Origin of the sequence: Burkholderia latens (assembly GCF_001718795.1) — a bacterium.
GTDB lineage: Bacteria > Pseudomonadota > Gammaproteobacteria > Burkholderiales > Burkholderiaceae > Burkholderia > Burkholderia latens_A.
The window spans coordinates 2,148,479-2,169,464 of record NZ_CP013438.1; the positions used below are offsets into that span (position 1 = coordinate 2,148,479).

25 protein-coding genes are annotated in these 20,986 nt (G+C 68.5%); 10 read left to right on the forward strand and 15 right to left on the reverse strand.

The window, feature by feature from the left end; translation table 11 throughout:
• Positions 1–70: 70 nt before the first annotated feature.
• From WK25_RS28790 to WK25_RS28805, 6 genes are all read right to left on the reverse strand, one after another.
• A complete protein-coding gene (locus tag WK25_RS28790) occupies positions 71–907 on the reverse strand; it encodes a bifunctional allantoicase/(S)-ureidoglycine aminohydrolase (RefSeq protein WP_040138800.1) in 837 nt (278 codons plus the stop codon).
• A gap of 894 nt (positions 908–1,801) precedes the next feature.
• Positions 1,802–2,239, reverse strand: a complete 438-nt coding sequence (locus WK25_RS28795) for a hypothetical protein (protein ID WP_040138802.1) — start codon at positions 2,237–2,239, stop codon at positions 1,802–1,804.
• 374 nt (positions 2,240–2,613) lie between these two features.
• A complete protein-coding gene (locus WK25_RS28800) occupies positions 2,614–3,273 on the reverse strand; it encodes a methyltransferase family protein (protein ID WP_069243388.1) in 660 nt (219 codons plus the stop codon).
• Positions 3,274–3,431: 158 nt separating this feature from the next.
• On the reverse strand, positions 3,432–3,596 hold the full coding sequence (locus tag WK25_RS31895) for a hypothetical protein (RefSeq protein WP_167432682.1): 165 nt from the start codon (positions 3,594–3,596) through the stop codon (positions 3,432–3,434).
• A gap of 170 nt (positions 3,597–3,766) precedes the next feature.
• Positions 3,767–3,979: a hypothetical protein gene (locus WK25_RS31980; protein ID WP_144245331.1), complete on the reverse strand. Its 213-nt coding sequence runs from the start codon at positions 3,977–3,979 to the stop codon at positions 3,767–3,769.
• 3 nt (positions 3,980–3,982) lie between these two features.
• Positions 3,983–4,402, reverse strand: coding sequence for an HIT family protein (locus tag WK25_RS28805; protein WP_069243389.1), 420 nt, complete (start codon positions 4,400–4,402; stop codon positions 3,983–3,985).
• 258 nt (positions 4,403–4,660) lie between these two features.
• On the opposite strand from WK25_RS28805, the gene WK25_RS28815 reads away from it, so the two are divergent.
• Entirely contained in the window at positions 4,661–6,070 is a 1,410-nt protein-coding gene (locus WK25_RS28815) for a serine hydrolase domain-containing protein (RefSeq protein WP_069243390.1), read from the forward strand.
• Between the two features lie 69 nt (positions 6,071–6,139).
• Here the strand turns inward: WK25_RS28815 and WK25_RS28820 are convergent, their stop codons facing one another.
• The 3 genes from WK25_RS28820 to WK25_RS31000 form a co-directional block, all read right to left on the reverse strand.
• Positions 6,140–6,763 (reverse strand): glutathione S-transferase family protein, encoded by a 624-nt coding sequence (locus tag WK25_RS28820; RefSeq protein WP_069243391.1) that lies wholly within the window; start codon positions 6,761–6,763, stop codon positions 6,140–6,142.
• A 72-nt stretch (positions 6,764–6,835) separates the two neighbouring features.
• Positions 6,836–7,060 (reverse strand): DUF1731 domain-containing protein, encoded by a 225-nt coding sequence (locus tag WK25_RS28825; RefSeq protein ID WP_069243392.1) that lies wholly within the window; start codon positions 7,058–7,060, stop codon positions 6,836–6,838.
• Positions 7,061–7,193: 133 nt separating this feature from the next.
• Entirely contained in the window at positions 7,194–7,367 is a 174-nt protein-coding gene (locus WK25_RS31000) for a DUF2269 family protein (protein WP_409995361.1), read from the reverse strand.
• Positions 7,368–7,447: 80 nt separating this feature from the next.
• Between WK25_RS31000 and fabV the strand changes: the two genes are divergently transcribed.
• Positions 7,448–8,650, forward strand: a complete 1,203-nt coding sequence (fabV, locus tag WK25_RS28830) for an enoyl-ACP reductase FabV (protein WP_040138809.1) — start codon at positions 7,448–7,450, stop codon at positions 8,648–8,650.
• Between the two features lie 58 nt (positions 8,651–8,708).
• On the opposite strand, the gene WK25_RS28835 is transcribed toward fabV, so the two are convergent.
• A complete protein-coding gene (locus tag WK25_RS28835; RefSeq protein ID WP_069243582.1) occupies positions 8,709–9,413 on the reverse strand; it encodes an SDR family oxidoreductase in 705 nt (234 codons plus the stop codon).
• A 344-nt stretch (positions 9,414–9,757) separates the two neighbouring features.
• On the opposite strand from WK25_RS28835, the gene WK25_RS28840 reads away from it, so the two are divergent.
• Positions 9,758–10,342, forward strand: coding sequence for a TetR/AcrR family transcriptional regulator (locus WK25_RS28840; protein WP_040138810.1), 585 nt, complete (start codon positions 9,758–9,760; stop codon positions 10,340–10,342).
• Between the two features lie 34 nt (positions 10,343–10,376).
• On the opposite strand, the gene WK25_RS28845 is transcribed toward WK25_RS28840, so the two are convergent.
• Positions 10,377–10,955: a hypothetical protein gene (locus WK25_RS28845; RefSeq protein WP_069243393.1), complete on the reverse strand. Its 579-nt coding sequence runs from the start codon at positions 10,953–10,955 to the stop codon at positions 10,377–10,379.
• A 263-nt stretch (positions 10,956–11,218) separates the two neighbouring features.
• The gene (locus tag WK25_RS28850) at positions 11,219–11,749 is read right to left on the reverse strand and encodes a GNAT family N-acetyltransferase (RefSeq protein WP_069243394.1); all 531 of its coding nucleotides are present in this window, start codon (positions 11,747–11,749) and stop codon (positions 11,219–11,221) included.
• 202 nt (positions 11,750–11,951) lie between these two features.
• Between WK25_RS28850 and WK25_RS28855 the strand changes: the two genes are divergently transcribed.
• From WK25_RS28855 to WK25_RS28870, 4 genes are all read left to right on the forward strand, one after another.
• Positions 11,952–12,329 carry an ArsR/SmtB family transcription factor gene (locus WK25_RS28855; protein WP_040138813.1) on the forward strand — a complete coding sequence of 126 codons (378 nt, stop codon included), beginning with the start codon at positions 11,952–11,954 and terminating at the stop codon, positions 12,327–12,329.
• Positions 12,292–12,777, forward strand: coding sequence for an SRPBCC family protein (locus WK25_RS28860; protein WP_069243395.1), 486 nt, complete (start codon positions 12,292–12,294; stop codon positions 12,775–12,777). Before WK25_RS28855 ends, WK25_RS28860 begins: the two co-directional genes overlap by 38 nt.
• A gap of 116 nt (positions 12,778–12,893) precedes the next feature.
• Positions 12,894–13,370 (forward strand): SRPBCC family protein, encoded by a 477-nt coding sequence (locus tag WK25_RS28865; protein WP_059548360.1) that lies wholly within the window; start codon positions 12,894–12,896, stop codon positions 13,368–13,370.
• 299 nt (positions 13,371–13,669) lie between these two features.
• Positions 13,670–14,308: a 2-hydroxychromene-2-carboxylate isomerase gene (locus WK25_RS28870; protein ID WP_069243396.1), complete on the forward strand. Its 639-nt coding sequence runs from the start codon at positions 13,670–13,672 to the stop codon at positions 14,306–14,308.
• Between the two features lie 17 nt (positions 14,309–14,325).
• Here the strand turns inward: WK25_RS28870 and WK25_RS28875 are convergent, their stop codons facing one another.
• Positions 14,326–15,309: a LysR family transcriptional regulator gene (locus tag WK25_RS28875; protein ID WP_069243397.1), complete on the reverse strand. Its 984-nt coding sequence runs from the start codon at positions 15,307–15,309 to the stop codon at positions 14,326–14,328.
• Between the two features lie 100 nt (positions 15,310–15,409).
• Between WK25_RS28875 and WK25_RS28880 the strand changes: the two genes are divergently transcribed.
• Entirely contained in the window at positions 15,410–16,642 is a 1,233-nt protein-coding gene (locus WK25_RS28880) for an MFS transporter (protein ID WP_040140855.1), read from the forward strand.
• A 425-nt stretch (positions 16,643–17,067) separates the two neighbouring features.
• Positions 17,068–17,763: a phosphatase PAP2 family protein gene (locus tag WK25_RS28885; RefSeq protein WP_059548527.1), complete on the forward strand. Its 696-nt coding sequence runs from the start codon at positions 17,068–17,070 to the stop codon at positions 17,761–17,763.
• A gap of 121 nt (positions 17,764–17,884) precedes the next feature.
• Here WK25_RS28885 and WK25_RS28890 read toward each other — a convergent pair whose 3' ends face one another.
• Both WK25_RS28890 and WK25_RS28895 read right to left on the reverse strand, forming a co-directional pair.
• Positions 17,885–18,544 carry a glutathione S-transferase family protein gene (locus WK25_RS28890; protein ID WP_059548365.1) on the reverse strand — a complete coding sequence of 220 codons (660 nt, stop codon included), beginning with the start codon at positions 18,542–18,544 and terminating at the stop codon, positions 17,885–17,887.
• Between the two features lie 124 nt (positions 18,545–18,668).
• A complete protein-coding gene (locus WK25_RS28895; RefSeq protein ID WP_069243398.1) occupies positions 18,669–19,739 on the reverse strand; it encodes a rhodanese-like domain-containing protein in 1,071 nt (356 codons plus the stop codon).
• 248 nt (positions 19,740–19,987) lie between these two features.
• Between WK25_RS28895 and WK25_RS28900 the strand changes: the two genes are divergently transcribed.
• On the forward strand, positions 19,988–20,893 hold the full coding sequence (locus tag WK25_RS28900; protein WP_040138820.1) for an HTH-type transcriptional regulator ArgP: 906 nt from the start codon (positions 19,988–19,990) through the stop codon (positions 20,891–20,893).
• Positions 20,894–20,986 lie beyond the last annotated feature (93 nt).

The following is a 20,986-nucleotide window of genomic DNA, read 5'->3' on the forward strand; positions in this document are numbered from 1 at the left end:
TCGAACCGCATCGCCAATAAAAAACCGCCGGCATCGACCGGCGGTTTTTCGTGCCCGACGCTCGCGACGCTCAGCGCGCCGGATTCAGCGTCAGGTTCATGTGGCGGTTCACATCCTTGTACAGCAGGTAACGGAAGCGGCCGGGGCCACCCGAATAGCATGCCTGCGGGCAGAATGCGCGCAGCCACATGAAGTCGCCCGCTTCCACCTCGACCCAGTCCTGGTTCAGACGGTAGACGGCCTTGCCTTCGAGCACGTACAGCCCGTGCTCCATCACGTGCGTCTCGGCGAACGGAATCACGCCGCCCGGCTCGAACGTGACGATGTTCACGTGCATGTCGTGACGCATGTCGCTCATGTCGACGAAGCGCGTGGTCACCCATGCGCCGTTGGTGCCCGGCATCGGGATCGGCTCGACGTCCTGCTCGTTGGTCACGAATGCGTCCGGCAGCGGAATGCCGTCGACGGCCTGGTAGTGCTTGCGGATCCAGTGGAAACGCACGGCGGCATCGCTGACGTTGTGCAGCGTCCAGTCGGCGCCGGGCGGAATGAATGCGTAGCCGCCCGGCTTCAGCGTGTGCTTGTTGCCTTGCAGCGTCAGCTCTGCCTCGCCTTCGACGACGAACAGTACGGCTTCGGCGTTCTTGTCCTGCTCGGGCTTGTCGCTGCCACCGCCCGGATTCACTTCGACGATGTACTGCGAGAAAGTCTCGGCGAAGCCCGACAGCGGACGCGCGATCACCCACAGGCGAGTGTTCGTCCAGAACGGCAGCCAGCTCGTGACGATGTCGCGCATCACTCCCTTCGGAATGACCGCGTACGCCTCGGTGAACATCGCGCGATCGGTCAGCAGATCGGTTTGCGGCGGGTGGCCGCCATGCGGCGCGTAATACGTTGTCTTAGACATAAAGCATCCAGGCAATGGGGTTGGTCCGGCCCCGGGCCGCAACGGCACGCGCGGCATGCGCGTGGGGCACGCATGCGGCGGCGGGACATCGTTGCCGGGGTGGCTTGAAAGCGCGGGCGCCTTCGTTCGGTCGGCCAGGCTTCGCGACGGGCCACCGATTCGGCGGACGTGGCGGCCGATGCCAGTGAGTCCAGCGGCCAGGCCGCGGACACGTTCGGTGGTGCGGCGAGGCACGGGGACGGCACGGTTCGATTCCGTACGCGGGCAGCGTTGACGATAGCGAAGTCGATCCGGATCGACCAATTAAATGTTGCGATGGCGCTCATTCGATTTCGCACTACCTGGCGCCGCCCGCGGCGGGCCGGTCAACACGTGCGACGGACGCCGCGCCCGTCAGGGAAATCCTGATGACGGTCGCCGCGCGAGCGCGGGACCTTGCGGCAGCGACATGCACAAGCGTTTGTGCGCATGTCGGTGGTGGAGCAAACTCCCGATCGAGTCGTCATGCAGGTCGAGAGAGGTGCGGACCGACGGCAAGCGCACGACGAAGAACCGCTGAGCGGGATGCGAACCGCCAGGGCGCGGCCTTGCGCTCGACGCGTCGCGATATCGCGCGGTATCCGGCCGGAGTTGGCCGCGTGCAGGTCGATGTACGTCGTGGTGGCTTCTACGAGCGGGGAAGATACAGCCGCGGAGGCAGCGTGCGACAGCGTCGGACGGGGCCGGCAGGAACTGAGGAGGGGGAAAAAGGAGGCAGGTGTTGCGGCGATGTCGGCCCGGCTGAGGCCGCCGGGCCGTTTGTCCGATCGTCGCGCCGGATCGCCGCATCGGGCGCCGACGGATCGGGCGCGCCGGTGCGCCGGCTAGCCGCGCACCGTGTCGCGCTCGCGACGATCAGTCCCAATCGCGGTGATGACGATGCTTGCGGTGACGATAGCCGCGATCGCCGTGATCGCGTTCGTACGAGCTGCGCGACAGGTTGCCGCCCAGCGCCGCGCCTGCGCCGCCGCCGACGGCCGCGCCCAGCAGGCCGCCCGTGCGGCCGCCCATCGCGTTGCCGGCTGCGGTGCCCGCGCCGCCGCCGAGGGCGCCGCCGATGATTGCGCCGGTGCGCTCGCGACGGTTCGACGTCACTGCGCCGCCTGCGCCGCCGCCGATGGCGCCGCCGATGACGGAGCCCGTGCTGCCGCCGACCGCGCCACCGACCGCTGCGCCGGCAACCCCGCCGAGCGCGCCGCCGAGCGCGTTGTTCAAGTCACCGGCCATTGCCGGCAGTGCCGTCGCGCCGGTCAACGCGGCGACGACGAGAGCGGGGGCGATTTTCTTCCACATTCCCGTATTCTTCCTTGTTCGCAATCTGGTTATCGAAGGTCCGCTCGTGATGACGATCTGAATCGATCGACGTCGATTTCGGCATTGTGCCGAATCCCGGACCAATTCATTTCAATGAGCTTGCGGCGAAGAATAGCACCGGTCGAGCGTCCTTGCTGTCGACATTCTGGTAACAAGTTGTTTACCGGAACACGACCGGAAAAGCTTGCCGAAATCACGGAAAACCCGCGCCGGGCGGCCGTCTGCGCCGATCAAGCCCCGTTTATGAGCGAACCGCGACGCGTCCGCTACGCCGGTTCAGACACACGTGGCAACACATCGGGGATACCGCGCAAGCCGGCCGCACTCGCCCGCGCTCCGGCAACCAACGAGGGTCAGTACACACCGGGAACCAGCCGCCACGAGCGCGCGCAGTATGCGTCGTATTCGGCGCCGAATTGCGCGCGCAGCAGCGCTTCCTCGGCGCGAATGCGCGCCACCAGCGGCACCATGGTCAGCGCGACGAGCAGCAGCCCGACGCCCGAGCGGAACGCAAGGGCCCAGCCCGTCGCATTGACGAGCAGCCCGAGATAGCTTGGATTGCGGATTCGTCGATAGATGCCGTCCGTCACCAGCGCATGGCCGGGCTGGATCGCGACGAGCCCGCTGAAGCGCTTGCCGAGCACGAACACCGGCCAGAGGCGCAGCGCTCCTCCGGCGACATACAGCGCGACGCCGACCCAGCGCAGCGTGTTGCCGCCGAACGTCCATATGCCGAGCCGGTCGGTCAGCGCGGGCAGATAAGCGAGCAGGAACCCGCTTGCTGCAAAGCCCGCGAGCACCCAGCGATTGTCGCGGTCCTCGCGCTCGCCGGTGCTCAGATTGCCCTCGGTGAACAGCGCGGCGACGCCCAGCGCGAGCGTCGCGACGGCGACGGCGGCCAGTTGCGGGCGGGAGAAGAAGGCGGCAAACCCGCCGAAGCCGAACACGGCGAGCCCCAGATAGACGAGCGTGGAGACGCTCGATACGATTGCGGCCTTGCGCGTCACGGCCATCGGTGCCTCGCCGGGCGGGTTCCTCCCGTGAAGTATAGGAATACGGGCGAGCGATACGCACGCGCCGCGTCGTGCGGCGCGCGTAGTCGTGCAACGAAGTGGCGACGGAGCGAACGAAGGCGCTAACGGATGCGCGGACGATGCCCGACGCCGCCGCGTCAGCGAATCCTGAAGCTGCCGCCGATCCCGACACTGACCGGCGGCGCGTAATACGCCGGCGCATAGCCGTAGTAGACCGGTGCGGGCGCGTAGCCGTACGGCGGCGCGACGTAGCAGCCGGACAGGCCGGCGATCAGCGCAAACGTGATGAGCACTCTGTACATGGTTCGATTCCCGGCGAAGAGGACACATGGCGCCTCGCGAGCGCCGTACCGCCGCACGCTGCGGCGGCCGGCACGAAGGTGCGGATCGGCCCTTCCTGTCGCTCGATGAAGCAATGCGCGGAGTCTAGCGCCGGGGCCGCCGGAACGCGTTTCGCTGGCGGTTACACGTGTTACTTGGCGTGACCGCTGAAACAGGCGCGCGGCGGGAAGGCCCGCGGTCGGTTGCCGCCGTCCGCGGCAACCGCTATGCCATGACCATGACCTTCGACGACGCGACGACGGCGGCGATCGACGCGTTTGCGCATCTGGATTTCCACACGGCCGTGCAGGCGATGCGCGCCGAGGCGGATTACGACCGCGAACCGGACCAGTGGATCGGGCACGCGTTACACGAAGTGCGCGCGGATACGTTGCGCGATCGATTCGAGCGCGGCCGAGTCGGCGACGTCGCGCGCATGCATCCGCAGCTCGGCGCCTTCCCAGCGTGGGATCACGTGGAAATGCACGTGCGGGACCGTCTGGCCCGCCGCCGCGCCGTTGAACTGGCCGATGAACATGCCGTCCGGTCCAAGCGCCGCGCGCACGGCCGCCGCGACGCGCTGCGTCATGCGGATGCCGGCCGCGGCCGCGTCAGCGGACAGCTCGAAGATCTGCGCGGCCGGCTCCTTCGGGATCACCAGCACGTGGCCGTCGGCCTGCGGCATCAGATCCATGATCGCGAGGGTCGCGTCGTCTTCGGCGACTTTCACGCACGGGAGTTCGCCGCGCAGGATGCGCGCGAACGGGTTGTTGTTGTCGTAGGACATGGCGTGTTCCGATATTTCCGATTGCGGTTGGAGTGGGAGCGCTGCCGGACGATTATCGGCCTGCGGCCGGCCGGAGTTCAACCGGTTGTCCGCCCCTGCCCGACGCTGCTGCTGGCGCCGTCGGCAGCCGGACGCGCACGGCAACGAAGCACGCGCGCGGCGCGGCGTTCGTCATGCCGCCGCGATTGCACCGCATCGCCCGAACCTGCGACACTGCCGGATCGTTGCCGGCCGGCACGCCACCGAGGACGCTCGCGCATGACGATCCCCTTCAAATCGCTGATCCTGCGCGGCGCAGCAGTCGCGCTCGTCGCCGCGCTCGGCTACACCGGCTACATGCTGTCGCGGCTCGCGCCGATCGCGACCGGCTATGCGGCGAAAGCGCTGTGCTCAGGGGTGTTCGTGTCGGGGCGGCCCGCCGCATCGGTGATCGACGTCGACATCATGGCCGGCGTGCATCCGCTGCTGAAACTGGTGCGGCCGTCGATCGATCCCGCCCGTCATCGCGCAGTCGCCACTTTCGCCGGTTTCGCGCAGCGCGAAGCGGATTTCCGGCCCGGCCTCGGCTGCACGCTCGCGCTCGGGCCGTCGCGCGACGTGCTGCCGGCCGCGCTGCCCCCGGTCGCCGATCCGTCGGCCGGGCACGCGATGCCGGTCGCGCTGGGCACCGCGGCCGCCGGCATCGACGCGCGCAAGCTGCGCGCTGCGCTCGACCGCGCGTTCGACGAACCCGATCCGGCGCGGCCGCGACGCACGCGCGCGGTCGTCGTGATGTGGCGCGGCCGGATCGTCGCCGAACGCTATGCGCCCGGCTTCACGGCCGACACGCCACTGCCCGGCTGGTCGATGACGAAGACCGTGACGGCCGCGCTCGCCGGCATGCTCGTCGCGCAACACAAGCTCGCGCCGGACGCGTCGGCGCTGCTCCCTGAGTGGCGGGGCCACGCCGATCCGCGCGCGGCGATCACGCTCGACCAGCTCCTGCGGATGACGAGCGGCCTGGCATTCAACGAGGACTACGACGACCCGTTGTCCGACGTCGCCGTGATGCTTTTCACGCAGCCGGATACCGCGCGCTACGCGTCGGCCAAGCCGCTCGCCGCGGCGCCCGGCACGCAGTGGGCCTACTCGAGCGGCACGAGCGCGATCGTTGCGCGCGTGATGCGCGTTGCGATGGGCGGCACCGAGGACGACTACCTCGCGTTTCCGCGCCGTGCGTTGTTCGCGCCGCTCGGGATGCGCAGCGCGGTGTTCGAGCCCGATGCGGCGGGCACGCTCGGCAGCGCGTCGTTCATGTATGCGAGCGCGCGCGACTGGGCGCGCTTCGGGCAGCTTCTGCTGCAGGACGGCGTGTGGAACGGGCAGCGGCTGTTGCCGGAAGGCTGGGTACGATACCTGACGCGGGTCACGCCGCTGTCGACTCGGGAAGAATTCGGCGCACATCTCTGGGTGAGGGTGCCGGAGCCGTTCGACGATCGCGATACGCACGCGAGTCCGCTGCCGGCCGACGCGTTTCATGCGGTCGGCCATGAAGGCCAGTTTGTAAGCGTAGTGCCGAGCCGCGAGCTGGTGGTCGTGCGGCTCGGGCTGTCGCGCCCGGAATCCGCGTGGAATCATGGGGCATTCCTCGCGCGCGTGCTCGACGCCGTGCCGGCCCCCGGCAACTGACGGCAGCGGCCCGACGGCCGTCGGTGCGCCGCTGCGCGCCGAAGCGGGTGCGGCGCATTACGGGGCGCGTTACGGATTCGCGCTGCCCGCGTACCGCTTGAACCGGTCGCGCGTCGCGAGCCGGTCGATGTAGCGCTGCACCGCCGGGAAATCCGGATGCTCGAACGGCGTGCCGAACCAGCGGTTCACCGACAGGCCGATCGGAATGTCGGCGAGCGTGAAGCGATCGCCGGCCACGAACGCGTCGGTCGACTCCAATTGCGCGTTCAGCACCTGCATGTGTCTGGTCCAGCCCGCGATCGACTGCGCGATCGCTGCGGGATCCTGATGGTCGGGCGACTTGCGCACGAGGCCAAGGAACGCGCCGACCCAGGACCGGTTCAGGTCCGACGCCTGCCAGTCGATCCACTGGTCGACTCGCGCACGCGCACGCGGCTCGGCCGGATAGAGCGCGTCGCCACCGTAGCGGTTCGCGAGATAACGGATGATCGTGTTCGACTCCCACAGCACGAAGTCGTCGTCCTTGACGACCGGCACGAGGCCGTTCGGATTCAGCGCGAGATAGGCCGGGTCATTGGTGGTGCGGAATCCCGCACCCCAGTCTTCCTGTTCGAACGGCAGATCGAGTTCGGTGCACAGCCACAGCACCTTGCGGACGTTGATGGACGGAATCTTGCCGAGGACATGCAGCATGCGGGCTCCTGGTGAGGTCGGATGCGGGGCGTCCGGGGCGCACGACACGGCCCGAACGCGGTCACGTCGAAGTTATACACGACCCCGGGGAAAACGGCGGGCCGCATGCGCGAAATCGATGTGCGGCCGCCTCGTCGGGTCGCGCAGCGCGTGCTCGCCCGTCGGAATGCAGAACGTGAATCCGTGCTGAAGCAGCCGCGCCGGCATCGCGCGCTGCCCGTCCAGCAGCGGCTCGCCCATCGCGGCGCGCAGCGACGCGGCCGGCACGCGCAGGAACGCCGGCTTTCCGCGACGCATAACGGACATCGCCGTCGAAGTAGAGAACCCACTCCGCCGATCTCATGCTTTGCGCTCCTGCTTTTGGCGCGAGCATCACGAATCGATCGATTGACTGCGCTTGCGCCGCCGCTCCCGCACGCCGGCAACAGGCTCACATCGGCTTGAGCACCATCAGGAAATGGACGGTCAGCATCGCGAAGAACGCCGGGCAGCCGAGCCATTCCCAGCGATTCGCGTGGCGCCAGTAGCGCTGCGGCAGAGCGGCATCGCCGTTCGCATGCGCGAGCTTCGCCATCGCTGCCAGCTCGACCGGCAGCCGCGCCACCGGTGCCCGCTTCCATTACAATGCGCGGGATTTTTCCGATTTCAGGCCGTCCCCGCCTTTCCGATTAGACAGAGGTTTTCATGATCATCAAACCGCGCGTGCGTGGCTTCATCTGCGTGACGACTCATCCGGTCGGCTGCGAAGCCAACGTCAAGGAACAGATCGACTACGTGACTTCGCACGGCCCGATCGCCAACGGCCCGAAGAAGGTGCTCGTGATCGGCGCGTCGACCGGCTACGGCCTCGCCGCCCGGATATCGGCCGCATTCGGCTCGGGCGCGGACACGCTCGGCGTGTTCTTCGAGCGTGCCGGCAGCGAAACGAAGCCGGGCACGGCCGGCTGGTACAACAGCGCCGCATTCGAAAAATTCGCCGCCGAAAAGGGGCTCTATGCGCGCAGCATCAACGGCGACGCGTTCTCCGACAAGGTCAAGCAGATCACGATCGACACGATCAAGCAGGATCTCGGCAAGGTCGACCTGGTCGTCTACAGCCTCGCTGCGCCGCGCCGCACGCATCCGAAGACGGGCGAAACGATCAGCTCGACGCTGAAGCCGGTCGGCAAGGCGGTCACGTTCCGCGGCCTCGACACCGACAAGGAAGTGATCCGCGAAGTGTCGCTCGAACCGGCGACGCAGGAAGAGATCGACGGCACCGTCGCCGTGATGGGCGGCGAGGACTGGCAGATGTGGATCGACGCGCTCGATGAAGCCGGCGTGCTCGCCGACGGCGCGAAGACGACCGCGTTCACCTATCTCGGCGAACAGATCACGCACGACATCTACTGGAACGGCTCGATCGGCGAAGCGAAGAAGGATCTCGACAAGAAGGTGCTGTCGATTCGCGACAAGCTGGCTGCGCACGGCGGCGATGCACGCGTATCGGTGCTGAAGGCCGTCGTCACGCAGGCGAGCTCCGCGATTCCGATGATGCCGCTCTACCTGTCGCTGCTGTTCAAGGTGATGAAGGAAAAGGGCACGCACGAAGGCTGCATCGAGCAGGTCTACGGGCTGCTGAAGGACAGCCTGTACGGCGCGACGCCGCACATCGACGAAGAAGGCCGGCTGCGCGCGGACTACAAGGAACTCGATCCGCAAGTGCAGAATCAGGTCGTCGCGATGTGGGACAAGGTCACGAACGACAACCTGTACGAGATGACCGACTTCGCAGGCTACAAGACCGAGTTCCTGCGCCTGTTCGGCTTCGAGATCGCCGGCGTCGACTACGACGCGGACGTAAACCCGGACGTGAAGATCCCGGGCATCATCGACACGACGGTTTGACACGCCCGGCCGGCCGCACCCTCGCGGCGCGGGCGGCGGGTTCGCATTGCCGGCTGCGTCAACGCGGCGCCGGTTCTTCCAGATAAACGCCCGACGACAACGCAGCCTTCACCTGTCGCGTGAACTCGTCGGTGGACACCTCCTCCGCACCGGACTCGATCGCGTCGTACGCCTGGCGTACGACGTCGGACGGCGCCGCCTTCGGCACGTCGAAGCCGCGCGTGAGGTCCGTATCGATGAACCCGGCATGCAGCCCGACCACCTGCGTGCGCTGCTCGCGCAGCGAATGCCGCAATCCGTTGGTCAGTGCCCACGCGGCCGACTTCGATACGCCGTAGCCCGACAGGCTCGGCCGGTTCACCCAGCTCGCGATCGACAACACGTTCAGGATCGCGCCGCCGCCGTTGCCGGCGAGGGTCGGCGCAAATGCGCGGGACATCGCCAGCATTCCGAACACGTTGGTTTCGAAATGATCGCGCAACGCGTCCACCGCGCCGTCGTCGACGAGGCTGCCGAGCCGCGCGATGCCCGCGTTGTTGATCAGCAGCGTGACGTCGCGGGCCGCATCGGCGGCTGCGGCGACGGCCGACGGATCCGTCACGTCGAGCCTCACCGGCACCACGCCCGGCAACGTGACGCTGGCCGGATCGCGCGCACCCGCATACACCTTCCGCGCTCCGCGTTCGAGCGCCTGCTTCGCGAATTCGAGACCCAGCCCGCGATTTGCGCCCGTGACGAAAACGACTGCACCCTCGATCCTCATGATCGTTCCTTTCGGATAGTCGACCCCAGTCGCGCCGGTTCGCCGCACGGCCGGGATCCTGTGAAATAACACGCTGCCTTCGCTTACCGAACCGTTGCTTCGCAGGTGCGGGAACGCCGCCTGAGCCGCCGGCCGCGCCCGCCCGCCCGCATCCAAGACCCGAGCGACGCCTTCGCGTGTCGCGCCGAGGGCTTCGCTTCGGTCGCGAAGTCGGCTACACTCGATGTCAATGGCGATCACCCTTGTCTTTGCCGCGCATTGTGGCAGCGGGACACGGACACGTCAATGGTGATCGCCATTATGTTTTTCAATCGCTGCAATATACAGGTATGACGGAGAGATCGATGGGTGTGTCGAGACAACAGGCGGCAGAAAACCGCAACGCGATCATCGCGGCGGCGGAGCGGCTGTTCCGGGTGCGCGGCGTCGATGCGGTCGGGTTGACCGAGCTGATGAAGGAAGCGGGCTTCACGCAAGGCGGCTTCTACAATCACTTCAAGTCGAAGGACGCGCTGGTGGCCGCGGTGATGGAAAAGGCGATGCAGGATCGCGCGGATTCGCCGAATGCCGGCAGCGTCGCGACGCAGGTGACGGCGTACCTGTCGAGCGCGCATCGCGACAACGTCGAAGCCGGCTGCCCGCTGTCCGGCTTCGCCGGCGACGCCCCGCGCGTCACCGACGCGGCGCGCGCCTGCTATGCGCACGGCGTGGCCGGTTATCTCGACCGGCTCGAGCGAACGATAGCCGCGGAAAACCCGGCGGCGACCGATGCACGCGCCGACGCAATTGCCCTCTTCAGCCAAATGATCGGCGCGCTGGTATTGTCGCGCGCGGTCGCCGGCGCCGATCCGGCGCTGGCCGACGAAATCCTCGACGCGAGCCGGCGCGCGCTCGTCGGGACGCCCGACGATCCGGCCGTCCGGGCGTAGCGGCACGGCGCCGCACACCGGTCGGGCGCGACCGTTATTCCACCGCCTTCGCCGCCTCCCACAGCGGCTCGCGCCCCAACGCGGCATGCCATGCCGCGAACCGGGTGCGCCACGACTCGAACGGCTCCGTCAGCGGATGACGCGGATCGTCGCTGAGCGCATACGCCATCCCTTCGATCAGCCAGCGCGGCTTGGTCGCGACCGCGAAATTGCCGAGTACTTCGGCCTGGCGATGATGGATCAGTTCATGCGCGAGAAAGTAGGTCTGCCAGCCGCGCGGCGCGATGACCACCCCGAAATCGCCGAGCGTCAGTGCCGCGCGTTCGCCGAGACCGAACTTGTCCGCACATTCGCGCGTCGAGCAGAACACGACGCGCGGCGCCGCGCGGAACGCGCCCACTGCCGCCGCCGCGCGCGCGTACCCGTCGCGATAGAGCTGCTGCGCGTCGCCGAGCTTCGCGGGGTCGTCCGTGCAGATGTCCGCGCTCGGGCATGACACGCCCGGCAGCAGCGCGGGCGCGACGACCCGCAGAGGCTTGACGAGCGCGTACGCGGCGATCGGCACTGCGACGAGCAGGCCCGTGAGGGCGAAAGCGACATGGGAGCGTTTCATCGACGCGGCGATTCCGTGGGCGATCAGGGGCAATTTCCAGCGCCACTATATCGGAGCGGCGCCGCCCATGGCGCGGCTTTTCGTGCTGTCGGGATCCCGCCGCCGACCGGGCCGGGCCCGGGCCGTCCGGCGGCAGCGTGCGCCGCCCCCCGCCGCGTGCGTGGCGAACAGCAGCGACGAGATTCACGGCGGCATGAAAGACCGGCGTTCGCCGGCGCATCGTCGCGCCGCTGCACGCCTGCGTCGAAGCGGCCCGAACCGTTTTACCCGAGCTGCTTGTGAAAGTACGTGGTCGAGCACAACGAGCCGTCCGGCATCAGCGCATAGTTCGGCACGACGCCGACACGCTGCCAGCCGGCACGTTCGTACAGGCGCTCGGCATCGCCGCCCGTCACCGTATCGAGCACGAGCACGGTCTTGCCCGCATCGCGCGCCGCTTCGTCGGCCGCCGCCATCAGCCGCGCGGCAATCCCCTGCCTGCGTGCGTGGCGGGACACGAGCATCTTTGCGATGTCGGCGCGATGCGGCTGGTTCTCCGGCTGCGCGGTGACGATCTGTACGGTGCCGACGATGCGGCCGGCGGCATCCTCGGCGACGAGCAGAATCCGCTCGCCGCTCGCGACGCCTTCGGCGACGCCGGTCCAGAACGCGACGGCCGTCGAGCGCGCGATCGGCAGCATGAAGCTGACGGACGCCCCGCCCTCGACGCAATCGATCAGCACGTCGGCCAGTGCGTCGATGCAGGCGCGTGCTTCGCTCGCGTCGACGCGGCGTACGGCAACAGCTTGAGTCATGCCCTCTCCGGTATCGATACGGACGCCATGCGCGCGATCGGCATGCGGCCGAATGTGACGTGACGCCGGCGGCCAACCGATGCGCGCCGCCGACGGCTGGCAACGCCGCACCCGGCGGCGGCCGGCTCACGTCACCCGCCGCTCATCCTACTCGACGAAAATTTCGATTGCATCGCCCGACATTCCGCCTACACTTAGCCGAATGGATAACTGTCAATCCGGTATCAGCGACGTCTTCCACGCGCTTGCCGACCCGACGCGCTGCAGGATCGTCGGCGCGCTCCGCGACGGCGGCCGGACCGTGTCCGAACTGGCCGCGCCGTTCGACATGGCGCTGCCGTCGTTCATGAAGCACGTCGCGGTGCTGGAACGCAGCGGGCTCGTGCAGACCCGGAAAGCCGGCCGCTCGCGCACCTGCGAACTGGTCGGCAGCCGTCTCGCCGAAGCCGAGCAGTGGCTCGCCGCGCAGCGTGCGCTGTGGGAAGCGCGCTCGGATCGTCTCGTGGAATTCGTCGAACGCCAGCACCTGGAGGAACACACGCATGTCAGCCAGCCACGCCGAACCCGCCGAAGCCAATGATCTCGTAATCACGCGCACGCTGCGCGCGCCGCGCCGCGCGCTGTGGCGCGCGTGGACCGACCCCGACCTGCTGAAGGAATGGTGGTGCCCGCAACCGTGGACGACCGAAGTCCGCGCGTTCGACCTGCGCCCGGGCGGGGCCTTCCACACGTTCATGCGCGGCCCCGAAGGCGGCACGAGCGACAATCCCGGCTGCTTCCTCGAAATCGTGCCCGAAACGCGGATCGTGTTCACGTCGATGCTGGCCGGCGGGTGGCGGCCGCAAGCGCCGTGGCTCGGCTTCACGGCCATCGTCACGATGACCGACGCCGACGCAGGCTGCCGCTACGAGGCCCGCGTGATGCACCCCGACGCGGCGACGCGCGAACGCCACGACGCACTCGGTTTTTTCGAGGGCTGGAACACCTGCATCACGCAGCTCGACGAACTCGCGGGCGCGCTGCGCTGAAAACGCTGGACCCGGCCATTGCGTGCCGCGTTGTACGCGCCTAGCATTCCTGAACAACGCGTGACGACACGCCGGACGCCGGCGTGCACCGTCGCGCGCGTTCCGCAGGAGGCGACATGCTGCACATGCACACGCATTCGACCCGGGTCAGCCGGCACCTGAACGCACCGCGCGGGCGCGTCTATCGCGCGCTGCTCGATCCGCACGCGGTCGAACAATGGAAAGTGCCGGACGGCATGACATGCCGCGTGCACGCTTACGACACGCGCGAAGGCGGCGCGCTGCGCGTATCGCTGAGCTACGACGAACCGTCGGGCGATAGCGGAAAGACCACCGCGCACACCGACACCTATCACGGCCGCTTCGTGACGCTCGTGCCCGACGAGCGCATCGTCGAAATCGACGTGTTCGAAACCGACGATCCGATGCTGCGCGGCGCCATGACGGTCACGATCACGCTGCGCGACGAGGAAGGCGGCACGCGCGTCGACGCGGTGCATGACGGCGTGCCGCCCGGTGTGCCCGCCGCCGACAACGAAACCGGCTGGCGCATGGCGCTCGCGAAACTCGCGGCGCTGGTCGAGAAGGGCTGAACCGGCCGCCGGACGCGCGGCAGAGCGCCGGTCACAATCCAACCGATACACGAGCGTGCCGTGCCGGGGAAAAACGCGTCCCGCACGCCTGCGCAAGCGTGCGTGCTCGCGCCCTCGAACGCATTCCAGCCGTTCATGTACGAATACGCCGCTTTGTCGACCGGGAAATTGGTGTCGAACATGCGGCGCTCGACGCCGGATAAGGCGCCCATGCGACACTGGCCGCTGATGCGCGCGTCGCGCCGCCTGCCTGCGCCGCCCGCTCAACCGCCCGCCCATATGCACAACAGGAACCGACGATGACCACCGCGCGCACCGCCACCTGGTATTTCGATTTCGTTTCGCCGTTCGCCTATTTGCAGCAGGAACGGTTCGACCGGCTGCCCCCTGCCGCCGCGTACGAACCGAAGCCAATCGTGCTGGGCGCGCTGCTCGCGCACTGGGGGCAGAAAGCGCCGGCCGAGATCGCGGCGAAGCGCATCTTTACCTATCGCCACGCGCAATACCGCGCGGACAAGCTCGGCATTCCATTCCGGATGCCGCCCGCCCATCCGTTCAACCCGATCCGGCCGCTGCGCCTCGCGATCGCGATGGGAAACACGCCCGACGCGATCCGGCGGATCTTCCGGCACATCTGGCGCGACGGCCACGACGTGTCGACGCCGGACGGCTTCGCCGCGCTGTGCGAAGCGGTGGGTTTTCCGGAAGGCGTGACGGCGGTCGATGCGCAACCGGTGAAGGATGCGCTGCGCGCGAACACCGATCGGGCCATCGCGCACGGCGTGTTCGGCGTGCCGACCTTCGAACTCGACGGCGACTTGTTCTGGGGCGACGACGCGACCGACATGTTCGTCGACTGCGCGAGTTCGCGCGCGTGGCTCGACTCGCCCGAAGTGCGCCGCATCAGCGCGCTGCCCGAAGGCATCCGGCGCGGCTGACCGCGCGAGCCGACGCGCTAGATGTCGGGCCCTTCGACGAGCGGGGGCACGGCCTCGCGCATCATCGCAACGAAGCGCACGAGCCGCGACGGATAGAACTGCGCGTGCGGGTAAGTCAGGTACACCGGCAATGGCGCGGCCTGCCAGTCGGGCGCGAGATGCACGAGCTCGCCGCGCGCGAGGTTGTCGGCGAGCAGCCACGATGAGCCGACGCACGCGCCGATGCCCAGCAGCGCCGCGCTGCGCAGCGCGTACAGGTTCGCGGTCGTGATGCGCGGCCGGATCGCGATGCGGCGCGTGTCGCCCGTGACGGCATGTGTGAGCGTCAGCTCCGTCCGGTAATACGTGCGCAGCGCGAGCCACGGCAACGCGGCGAGCGCGTCCGGATCGGCCGGCACCTGCGCGCCGTTCAGCACCGACGGCGCGGCCACCACGAAGCGCGGCACCCTCGACAACCGGATCGCGACGACCCCAGGATCGGTCGGCTCGCCGACCTGGATCGCGCAATCGATCCCGCTGCCGACGAAATCGCGCACGTCGTCCTGCAGCAGCCATTCGACCGATACGCGCGGGTAATCGCGCAGAAACGTCGCAAGCGGCGCGACGAAGCGCTCCTGCCCGAACGCATGCGGCACCGCCACGCGCAGCAACCCGTCAGGCTCCTCCTGCGCGCCGCGCAGGTCGGCCTCGAATGCCGCCCAACTGGCAAGCAGCTCCTTTGCGCGCGTAAAGCAACGCTCGCCGTCGACGGTCAGCCGCATCGTATGCGTCGTCCGCTGCAGCAGGCGCATGCCGAGCGAGCGCTCGAGCGTCTGCAACCGCCGGCTGACGGTCGGTTGCGTCGTATGGAGTTGCACCGCAGCCGCCGACAGACTGCCAGCTTCCACTATGCGTACGAACGTTTCCATCAACTCGAAACGATAGCTGGCGCCGTCGACAGGCACCGTGTCGATGCGGGCAGAGCCGCCAACGGCGGGCGAAGCGGAGATTTTGTCAGTCATGCACGCAGCGTATAACAAATCTGCACCGCGCGGCACTACCGTGGCTGCGGGCGCGTCGGCACACTGGCGTCCATCCGCTAACCGAACAAGGATGCACGCGATGTCCACTCCGACCCGTCTCGCTGCCGCGCCGCGCGCGGCTCATGCACCGGCCCACGCGGCCGCCTCGTCGACGCTCGATCGCCGGCTCGTGCTGCTGCTCGCCGCGGCCGCCGGTCTCGGCGTCGCACCGCTGTACTACGCGCAGCCGATGCTCGCCGCGCTCGGCGCCGATCTCGGCGCGTCTGCCCGTGCGATCGGCTTCGTGCCGACGCTCACCCAGCTCGGCTACGCGCTCGGCATCCTGCTGCTCGCGCCGCTCGGCGATCGCTTCGACCGGCGCCGCGTGATCGTGACGAAAGCCGCGGCGCTGGTGGGCGCTTTGCTGCTCGCGGCGGTCGCGCCGTCGCTCGGGCTGATGCTGGCGGCAAGTTTCGCGATCGGGCTGACCGCGACGATGGCGCAGGACGTGGTGCCCGCCGCCGCGACGCTCGCACACGATACGCATCGCGGCCGCATCGTCGGCACGGTGATGACCGGGTTGCTGCTCGGCATTCTGCTGTCGCGCGTCGTTGCCGGCTTCGTCGCGGAAACGGCCGGCTGGCGCGCGATGTTCGCGCTCGCGGCCGCCAGCGTCGCCGCAATCGGCGTCGTGGCCGCACGCGGGCTGCCGCGCTTCGCGCCGACCACGCAGTTGTCGTACCGCGCGCTGATCGGATCGCTCGGCGAACTGTGGCGCCGTCACCCCGCACTGCGCCGCGCGGCGCTTGCACAGGGATTGCTCGCCGTCGGGTTCAGCGCGTTCTGGTCGACGCTCGCGGTGATGCTGCATGGCGCGCCGTTCCACCTCGGCAGCGCGGCCGCCGGCGCATTCGGACTCGCAGGCGCGGCCGGTGCGCTGGCTGCGCCCATTGCCGGACGCCTCGCCGACCACCATGGTCCCGAGCGCGTCACGCGGATCGGCATCGCGATCTCGACGGTGTCGTTCGCGTCAATGGCCGCTGCGCCGCTGCTGACCCCGCATGCGCAACTCGTGCTGCTCGCCGCCGCGACGATCGGCTTCGATCTCGGCGTACAGGCGACGCTGATCGCGCACCAGTCGATCGTGTATCGAATCGATCCGGCATCGCGCAGCCGCCTCAACGCGGTGCTGTTCGTCGGCATGTTCATCGGGATGGCGGCCGGGGCGGCGGCGGGCAGTACATTGCTCGCGCAGTTGGGCTGGACCGCAGTGATCGTGCTGGCAGTGGCAACGTCGCTGGGTGCGCTGGCCGTGCGGATGTGGCGCCGGTAATTTGCGGCGCCGGGATGTGACGCGGGCAGGCCGCAGGGCTTGCCCGCCTTTTCTTTTCGATTTCGTTCGGCGCGGCGTCACACGGCGCGGCACGACAATCCGGCGCGAGCCGCGGGCCGCACTCGCGCATCCGGTGCAAGCTTGCCGACCACGCGCCGAATCGCGCAGTTCAACGGATTATTTTTTGTCCGCTCAGATTGATGCGCGCGCAACCATCCGATGAATCGCCATGACCGCAGCGCACGGCGCGCTCCAATCCGTCCCCACTACGACATCGCGTTTTCTCAGGGGAATCCCGGTATTTTTTCCCATTTTCTTCGAAATTACCGATGACATACTTGCCCCCCATTGCGCCCCGGTGCGGGCGCGCTCTCTGATCCTGCCGGCCGCGCGGCGTGCGCGGGCGGCCGTCGGGGTCGCACGACATGAACAATTTCGACACCACGATCCAGACCTTTCTCACTCACATCACGTTCGGCCCGCTGATCAATCATGCAATCCGCGTGATCGCCGGCCTGTACACCTTCAAGGGCTTCGTGCTCATCCCGGTGCTGTGCTGGCTATGGTTCCAGCCCGGGCCGCAGCGCGAACGGCAACGCGAGCTCGTCGTCGCGACGGTCGCGAGCGGCCTCGTCGCGCTCGCGTTCGGCCGGTTGCTCGCGAAAGTCCTGCCGTTCCGCGTGCGGCCGATCTACAACCCGGACTTGCATCTGCACTTTCCGTCCGAGGAGTTGCGTGCGGCCACGCTGCAGGCGTGGAGTTCGTTTCCGAGCGATCACGCTATGCTTTGGATGGCGATCGCGACCGGCATCTTCATCATCTCGCGGCGCGCCGGCGTGCTCGCGCTGCTGTATGCGGTTTTGTTCATCTGCGTGCCGCGCGCGTATCTCGGCTATCACTATCCGACCGACCTGATCGCCGGTGCGGCGATCGGCATCGCGATCGCGTGGCTGCTGACGCGCGATGCGATTCGCGCGCGATTCGCGCCGCAAGTGCTGGAAGCGATCCGGCGCTTCCCCGCGCCCGCCTATACGTTCGCGTTCCTGCTCTGCTTCGAGCTGATCACGCAATTCGACGAACTGCTGACGCTCGCGCAGTCGGTCAGGCACACCGCGATGTAACAGGGCGGCGCCGTAATGCATCCGCTGCTGTCGTCACGCCGCCCGGGACCGCGCTGCCGGCCCGGCGCGCCGGCCGCCCGACATGCGCATGCCGCGGCCTGCGCGGCCGCGAACTCGCATGTCAGTCGCGATCGGGCGCACCGAGCGGGAAGAACGAACGGTACGGCCGCGCCTCGTCGACCGCACGCGCGAACGAGGGCCGCGCAAGCAGCCGCTTGCGGTACGCGATCACGTTCGAGAACGACGAATCGATCCGGTGCGTCCAGTCCGCGTAGAACAGGAACGGTGCCGCGCCGCAATCGGCGAGGCTGAAGCGGTCGCCGGCCGCCCATTCGCGATCGGCCATCGTGCGATCCAGCCATGCATACGCCGTCTCCAGCATCGCGCGCGCGTCGGCCACGCCGCGCGCATCGCGCTCGTGCTCCGGCCGCAGCGCATCGAACACGACTTTCTGCTGCGGAGTAGCCACGTAGTTGTCGAAGAAGCGATCCATCGTCCGCACTTCCAGCGCCGCACGCCGGTCTTCCGGCACCAGCCGCACGGGGCCCGGATGGTAGAGATCGAGGTACTCGACGATGATCGTTGCCTCGATCACCGTGCGGCCCGCGTCGACCAGCACCGGGAAGCGTTTCATCGGCCATAGCGCAGCCAGTTCCTGCATCGGCTTCGGATCGTCGTGCGCGAGCACGCGGTATTCGAACGGCGTGGCGTTCTCGTACAGCGCGGTGAGTGCCTTCTGGCAGTACGACGAAAAGGGATGGGCATAGAGCGTCGGCGTCATCTCGGGTCTCTCAGGGTGTCGGCGCCGCGTCGTGCAGCGCCAGGTGGTCGGATACCTGGACGACGAACGGCGCGACGCCGATTCGACATCCGGCCGAGTTTTTTTCGTTGCGGGCGTCGTACCGCTACGACCGGCCGTCCATCACGACGCGCCCTTCGCCGCGCCAGCGCAGCATGCCGCCACCGAGATTTGCGACGGCGTCGAACCCGGCCTTGCGCAGGATCACCGTGGCCTGCGCCGAGCGTCCGCCCGCGCGGCACACGGTCACGATCGGCCGGTCGTGCGCGAGTTCACCGGTACGCGCGGCCAGTTCGCCGAGCGGGATCGGCGTTGCGCCGGGCAGATGGCCGAGCGGGCCGGTGAATTCGTCGGGCTCGCGCACGTCGACGATCTGCACCGCCGGCAGGTGATCCTCGAGCCACTGCGGATCGATTTCCCAGAACCCGGCGAACGTGTAGACGAGCGGCGCCCAGTCGGGCGCCGCCTGTGCATCGGGCGCGTTTGCGGCGACCCCGCATTGCAGGTTCGCGGGCACCGCGACGTCGATCTGGCGCGGATGCGCGAGCCCGAGATTGCGCATGTAGCCCGCGAAGTCGTCCTCGCTGAGATCGCCGCCGAGACGTGGATTGAAGCGCCGCTCCTCGCCGACGCTCGTGACCGTCAGCCCGCGATAGTCGTGCGCCGGGTACAGCAGGCACGCGGCCGGCAGCGTGAACAGCCGGCCGTGCACCGCGCGATACAGCGCACGCGGGTCGCCCTGCTGGAAGTCGGTGCGTCCGGTGCCGCGAATCAGCAGGCAGTCGCCGGTAAACGCCATCGACTCGTCGTCGAGCACGAGGCTGATGCAGCCGCTCGTATGGCCGGGCGTCGCGCGCACGGTCAGGTAACGCGCGCCGAATGCGCAGCGATCGCCGTCGTTCAGATAGCGGTCAGCGCCGTGCGCGCCGCTCGCGGCCGAGATCGCGATCGCGCTGCCGGTGCGCTGTTTCAGCAGCCACGCGCCCGTCACGTGATCGGCATGCACGTGCGTGTCGACGGTCACGACGAGCCGCAGCCCGAGCTCGTCGAGCAGCGCGGCGTCGCGGCGCACCTGCTCGAACACCGGATCGATCAGCAGCGCTTCGCGCGATGCGGGGTCGGCGAGCAGATAGGTGTAGGTCGACGATTGCGGGTCGAACAGTTGCCGGAAGATCATCGTGGGTTGCTCCGTCGTCTGGGCGGTTGCGCGGATCGGGATGCGAATCGCGACGGTGGCGCGACCTGCTCTGCGTGCGTCGTTACTGGCGCAGCGGCGTGTGTGTCCACACAGCGTAGTGCAAATCCCGCGTGCGTCGCCATCGCCGCATGCATCCGGGCGAACGCCGTCCCGCGCGCTGAGCCGTCGCGCGCGCTGCCTTACACTAGCGCCTGTTCTCGTCTTACGTTCACAGGAATTGCGCCGACATGTCGATGACGATCGATCCGAAGCAGGCCGCAGCGCTGCTGGCCGTCGCCGACACCGGCAGCTTCGAGCAGGCGGCCGTGCGGCTGCACGTGACCGCGTCCGCGATCACGCAGCGGGTGCGTGCGCTCGAAGCGAGCCTCGGCACGCCGCTCGTGCTGCGCACGCGCCCGTGCCGGCCGACGGTGGCCGGCCAGCGCGTGCTGCAGCATCTGCGCCGCGTCGCGCTGCTGCAGGCCGATCTGCAAAGCACGCTCGCGGCCGAGCGTGAATCGCCGATCTCGGTCACGATCGCGCTGAACTCCGACAGTCTCGGCACCTGGTTCCTGCCCGCGCTGACGTCGGTGCTCGCGGGCGAACGCATCCTGTTCGAGCTGATCGTCGAGGACCAGGATCACACGTTCGCACTGCTGGAGAGCGGGATGGCCGTCGGTTGCGTGACGACCGAGCCGAAGCCGATGCGAGGCTGCGTCGCGACGCCGCTCGGCACGATGCGCTACCGGCTGCTTGCCGCGGCCGCGTTCGCCGCTCGCTGGTTCCCGCGCGGCCTGAACCGCACGAGCGCGCGGGCCGCACCCGTCGTCGCGTATTCGCGGCGCGACACGCTGCAGTCCGCGTTCCTGAAAGAGAAATTCGGCTTGCCCGAACGCGCGTATCCGTGTCACTACGTGCCGGGCACGCACGCGCACTTCGCGGCGGTGCGGCATGGGCTCGGCTACGCGATGGTGCCGGAGCCGCTGATCGGCGGCGCGCCGCTCGACACGCAGGGGCTCGTCGATCTCGCGCCCGCGCATCCGACCGACGTCGCGCTGTACTGGCATGCATGGACCGTGCAATCGCCGACGATGGCGTCGCTGTCCGCGCGCGTGGTCGAAGCGGCGCGCCGGCTGCTCGCGCCGTTGCCGTAACGCGGCGCATCGCGTGCAGCGGATTGCCGGCCCTCTCCGCAGCGAAGCACGTGCGGGACTGAACGCGAGCGTCGGCGGATGCGGTCGATCGAC